The sequence below is a fragment of the Streptomyces ossamyceticus genome (genome assembly GCF_001418475.1).
In the GTDB taxonomy this organism is placed as follows: domain Bacteria; phylum Actinomycetota; class Actinomycetes; order Streptomycetales; family Streptomycetaceae; genus Streptomyces; species Streptomyces ossamyceticus.
This window is the reverse complement of the sequence record NZ_LIQX01000493.1, coordinates 1-4,904: the sequence shown is the minus strand read 5'-3', so window position 1 is coordinate 4,904 and position 4,904 is coordinate 1. Positions and strand designations below refer to the sequence as shown.

Sequence of the window (4,904 nt, the reverse complement as noted above, 5' to 3'; positions counted from 1 at the left end):
CCGTAGCCGTAGCCGTAGCCGAGTCCGTAATCGCAGCTCCGGACGCAGCCGCAGCCCTGGTGGCAGTCGGCAGTGGCACCGGCCTCGGTCCCGGTCGCCATCCCCGCGGCCTCCAGGGTCGGCGTCCGTACGTCGGCCTCCGTCGCGGGCGTCTCCGCAGTCACCCCCGGTGCGAGCCTCCGCACGTCGGCCGTCGCGTCCGCCGCCGGGAACCGGCTCGGCTCCCGCGTCACCGCGGCGGCCGTTTCGCTCTCCGTCACGTGCGTTTCTCCCTGCCGCGAGCCCCGCGGCCGACCGGAAGGCAAGCCATCAGGCAATTATTGCCGCATAGCAACAGTAGCGCGGGGTTCGAGGGCCGGACAACGCACGTGTGCTACAGGGAGGTTGTTCCCCTGGCCGCGCCCCGCCGCGCCTCGCCGCGCCCCGCTCGTCGGTCATGCCGCCGGAGGCCTCCCGCGCCAGTCCAGGCAGACGACGAGCGCGTCGTCGTCCGCCAGGGCCTCGCCGCGGTGGCCGGTCAGCTCCCGCAGGATCGCGCGCGGCACCTCGGCCGCGGGCAGCAGCCGGGTGGAGTGGATGGCCCGCGCGAGGGCCGTGTCCCCGTACGCCTCCCCCTTCGGAGAGGCCACCCCGTGGACGCCGTCGCTGACGAAGACGAGCCGGTCGCCGGGCTCGACGTGGAAGTCCTGGGCCACGTAGTCGGTCTCCTCGAACATGCCGAGGGGCAGCTGGGCGTCGAACGTGACGCGCTCCACCGTGCCGGAGCGCAGCCGCAGCAACTGGGGCGATCCCGCGTCCACCACGCTCGCGTGTCCGGTGGCCAGGTCGAAGTCGAACATCAGGACGGACAGGTAGCAGCGGCCCCGGTAGTGGGCGTAGACGGCCTGGTCGGCCAGGGCGGCCTGGTCGGCGATGGAGATGCCGGCCCGGCGGGCGTTGCGCAGGGCGTTGATGGCCAGGTTCGTCAGCAGCGACGCCTCTATGCCCTCGCCCATGCCGTTGGTGACGTACAGCGTCAGCCGGTCGGCGGTGGCGGACCAGTCGAAGTTGTCGCCGAAGATGGCGTAGGCGGGCTCCAACTGGGCGCCCAGGTCGTACTCGGGGCGGGAGCAGGAGCGGCCGGGCAGCAGCTGCCACTGCATCTCGGCGGCCAGGGTGAGCCGGTCCTTGCGGCGCGTCTGGAGATAGAGGTCGGTGTCCCGTTCGGCGACGAGCACCTCGTGTCCGAGGACGTCGGCGATCTCGGCGAGTTCGGACTCCCATTCCCGCGCGGCGGCGTCGGGCAGGGTGAGGGACAGGACACCGAGCCGGTCGCCGCGCACGCTGACCGGGAGGTGGAGGCGAGTCCGCCCGCCGGGCCGCTCCTCGTGGTACGGCTTCTGCGAACCGAAGGCCCGGCCGACCGTGGTGTTGTGCACCGACACCGGCTCCAGGGTGTGCGGCAGGACCGACACCGGCTGGAGCACCGTCAGGCTGTAGTCGGCCATGAACAGCTCGGTCTCCTGCGCCCCGTACTGCTCGGCCAGTACGGAACGCGCGGCGTCGACCAACGCAGGGGGAGCCGCGGTGCGCAGCGCGCGCTCGGCGGCCAGGAATCTCTTCATGACGGGCGATACACCAATCTTTCTCCGCGGGATGCGTGCCTCCGCCGGGAGGCCGGGTGCGGACGGGTCGTGCCGGGCGCTCGGGGCATCCACGTCCGCGTGCGCGCCGAGGTCCCTAGTACGCTGACAGTCAGCCCAGCGCCTGCGAGAGTGTGACCGTGACTGCCTTCCGCCGCCGCCCCGAGCCTGACGAGGTCGCGCGTGTGACCACGACGGCCGTCGAGCTGCTGGAAGTCGTGTGGGGCCGTGCCTCCACCGCGCCCACCTCGGCGTCCCAGCTGCGTGTCCTGCACATACTCGAGCACCAGGACGGCATCAACCTGCGCACCCTGGCGGAGACGCTGGCGTCGACACCGCCGTCCACGAGCCGGCTGTGCGACCGGCTGCACGCGGCGGGGTTCATCGAGCGGGAGGTGAGCGCGGAGGACAGGCGCGAGGTGCGGCTGCACCTCAGCAGCCGGGGCCGCGCCTTCCTCGCCGACCTGCGGACCCGCAGGGAGCGGGAGCTGCGGAAGGTGCTGGCGGACATGCCCGCGGCCAAGCGGACCGCCCTGCTGGAGGGGCTGGAGTCCTTCTGCGCCACCGCCGCCACGCAGATCCACGACGAGGCCCCGGACTCCAGCAGCCGGACCGCCTGAGCGATGCCGAGCGGCGTCGGCGGCACCGTCGCCCGACCGCGACGGCGACCCGCGCACGGAGCGGTCTCCGTCCACCGGAGCATCCCATGTCCTTCCCCGTGCCCATCCGACACGGTTACTTTGTTGTCTCACGGCTATTATTGTCAAACGACAACAGTTGGTCCCCGTCGTCGCCTGCACCCGTACGGATACCCCGTGAGGGACGTGTTCTTCAGTGCCTGTGGGCCATGTCTCCCTAAAGGGGGACGAACGGCCGGGGCCGGCGGTGACGGAACGTTCTCCATCCACCGCCGGCCCCGGCCGTTCGTCCGCCCGCTCCGTCTAGGAGAGGGACTTGTAGCCGCTCCAGCCGGTCGCGATCCGGGTCCGTGACCCGAACGAGCCCTTGCCGTCGCCGCTGTTGCGCCACAGGTTGCCGCTGGTGTCGCGGGCGACCAGGTCCGGGCGGCCGTCGTCCGTGAGGTCGCCGACACCGACGAGCGCGTTGTACGAGCCGCCCCAGTTCGACAGCACCTTGACGCGGGCCGCGAACGTACCGTCGCCCTTGCCGTCGTAGCGGTACAGGTTGTTCGACGCGTCCTGGGCCAGGAGGTCCGCCCTGCCGTCGCCGGTGAGGTCGCCGGCGCCGACGATCTTCTTGTAGCCCTTCCAGTTGTCGTAGAGCTTCACGCGGGGGGCGAGCTTGCCGTCACCGGTGCCCTTCATGAGGTAGACCGCTCCGGTGGAGGAGTTCCTCGCGATCAGGTCCGGGCGGCCGTCGCCGCTCGCGTCGCCGGGCGACGTCAGGACGTCGTACTGCGTCCAGCCGCTGGTCGCGAGGGTCGTGTACGCCGTCGACGGCTTGACGGCCGCCCCGCAGCCCGGCTTGTACAGCCGCAGCGCGCCGCTGCTGTAGCGCACGAGGACGTCGTTGCAGCGGTCGCCGCTCAGGTCGCCGAAGGGGACCGCCTTGACGGTCGTCGGCCAGCCGGTGCCCGTGTACTTGTCGCCGAGGCCGCCCGTGCCGGTGCCGCTGTGGAAGGTCAGCCCGCCCGAGGAGTTGAGGGTGAGCAGGTCGCCGCGGCCGTCGGGGCCCTCCGGGCTGACGAAGTCGCGGCGCACGGCGGCCCCGCGCTGGAGGTAGCCCTCGCCGCCGGTCACCGTGACCGCCGCGGCGGTGCCGAGGGCGGTCGCCCGCAGGGTCCAGGTGTAGTGGCCGTTGGGGAAGTGGGCTCCGCTCGCGGTCCTGCCGTCCCAGGTGGCCGTCACCCGGCCCGGGGTCGCGCCGCCGGTGACGGTGCGGGTGGCCTTGCCGCCGGCGCCGCTCTGCACCGAGGTGAAGGTGAGCGACCAGGAGGTGACCGGGCGGGACAGCACCCACCAGCCCTCGAAGGGTGCACCCGTGGACACATAGTCGGCCGTCGACGACTCGAAGGCCGTCACCGCGGACGGGGCGATGCCCGTGGTGGTGACGTGCGTGCGCTCGTAGTCGTCGAACCAGGCGACCAGCCCGGTGTACTCGTCGACCGTCCACCGGTAGCGGCGGTCCGCGCTCAGGCCCTGGTCGGCCAGGTCCGAGGCGAGGGTGCGGATGGTGCCGGTGGCCGCCGCGGTGAGGACCAGCGTCCCGGCACCGTGGTCGTGGCGGACGGTGAAACCGTCGCCGAGGAGCACGTCACCCGGCGTCACCGCCTTCGACGTACCGGCCACGGTGTCGTACACGCCCGCCGAGTCCGTCCCGCAGGCCCAGTACACCCAGCGGCCCGCCGCCTGGAGTTCGCTCGGCACGCAGGCCAGGCCCGGCACGGTCACCGTGCTGAGCGTCTTCTCCAGCGGCACGCTGTACGAGGTGAGCCTGCCCGCGGTGGTGGTGGCGCTCCAGAGGGTGGAGCCGTTCAGGGCCGCGGCGCGCACGGACCGCTTCAGCCTCTGGCCCTGGCCGAACTCGCCGACGTACTGCTGCGGCGTGGCGCCGCCGGAGTCGAACACGGCGTAGTCGTCGGAGACGTCGACGATCCGGCCGCCCTGCCCGCCGAAGTCGAGGGAGTGGCCGCCGATCTCCACCAGCCGGTCGTCGCCGAGGGACTCGCCCTCGTCGGTGCCGCCGTTCGCGTCGAGGTACACGTCGTGGGCGTCGAGGTTGCCCCACAGCGCGGAGCAGGTGACGCCCTCGTACGGGCAGAGGGCGGAGCGGACGGAACCGCTCGCCGTGGCCCCGGACGCGGTCAGGGTGGCGGAGCCGTCGGTGGTGAGGGTGCGTACGGAGGTGGTGTCCGCGACGGCGGCCGGGTCGTCCTCGGCGACACGGAGGCTGCCGCGGCTGAGCGCGATGCCCGTCTTGGTGTTCTCCGGCGCCGGGGTCTGCCGGACCTTCGTCACCTCCAGCGAGCCGTCGCCGGTCTGGCTCACCTTCTGCACCCACCAGTCGTCGGCGTCGGTGCCGCCGGAGACCAGCGCGCCGCGGTCGCGGGCCGCGAGCGCGTAGGCGCCCGCGCTCGCCAGCAGGGTCCGCTGCACGGAGGGGTCGTCCACGTCGACGGCGACCAGTCGGGAGCCGAGCGCGTCGGAGGCCAGCGGCAGCAGCAGCCAGTGGCCGACGAGGACCGGGTCGCCGTCGAGCGCGCCCGGGTGGGCGGGCAGCGTGACGACCCGCTCGGCGGCGGTGAGGTCGGAGCGGGACTGC

At 72.8% G+C, this 4,904-nt stretch carries 4 protein-coding genes; 1 reads left to right on the top strand and 3 read right to left on the bottom strand.

What is annotated here, in order from left to right:
* Together AOK15_RS30755 and AOK15_RS30750 are read right to left on the bottom strand one after the other, a co-directional pair.
* Positions 1-260 (bottom strand): hypothetical protein (locus AOK15_RS30755; protein ID WP_055521613.1); only part of this gene is annotated, 260 nt, incomplete at its 3' end.
* A 174-nt stretch (positions 261-434) separates the two neighbouring features.
* A complete protein-coding gene (locus AOK15_RS30750; RefSeq protein ID WP_055521612.1) occupies positions 435-1,604 on the bottom strand; it encodes a PP2C family protein-serine/threonine phosphatase in 1,170 nt (389 codons plus the stop codon).
* 203 nt (positions 1,605-1,807) lie between these two features.
* Here AOK15_RS30750 and AOK15_RS30745 point away from each other — a divergent pair, with 203 nt between their 5' ends.
* Positions 1,808-2,242: a MarR family winged helix-turn-helix transcriptional regulator gene (locus tag AOK15_RS30745; protein ID WP_055521611.1), complete on the top strand. Its 435-nt coding sequence runs from the start codon at positions 1,808-1,810 to the stop codon at positions 2,240-2,242.
* Between the two features lie 321 nt (positions 2,243-2,563).
* On the opposite strand, the gene AOK15_RS30740 is transcribed toward AOK15_RS30745, so the two are convergent.
* The coding region (locus AOK15_RS30740; protein ID WP_055521610.1) for an FG-GAP-like repeat-containing protein at positions 2,564-4,904 on the bottom strand (2,341 nt) is incomplete at its 5' end.

What these genes read in the sequence shown, in the direction of transcription:
- AOK15_RS30750 (WP_055521612.1), bottom strand. Translation starts at nt 1,604, where the DNA reads ATGAAGAGATTCCTGGCCGCCGAGCGCGCGCTGCGCACCGCGGCTCCC.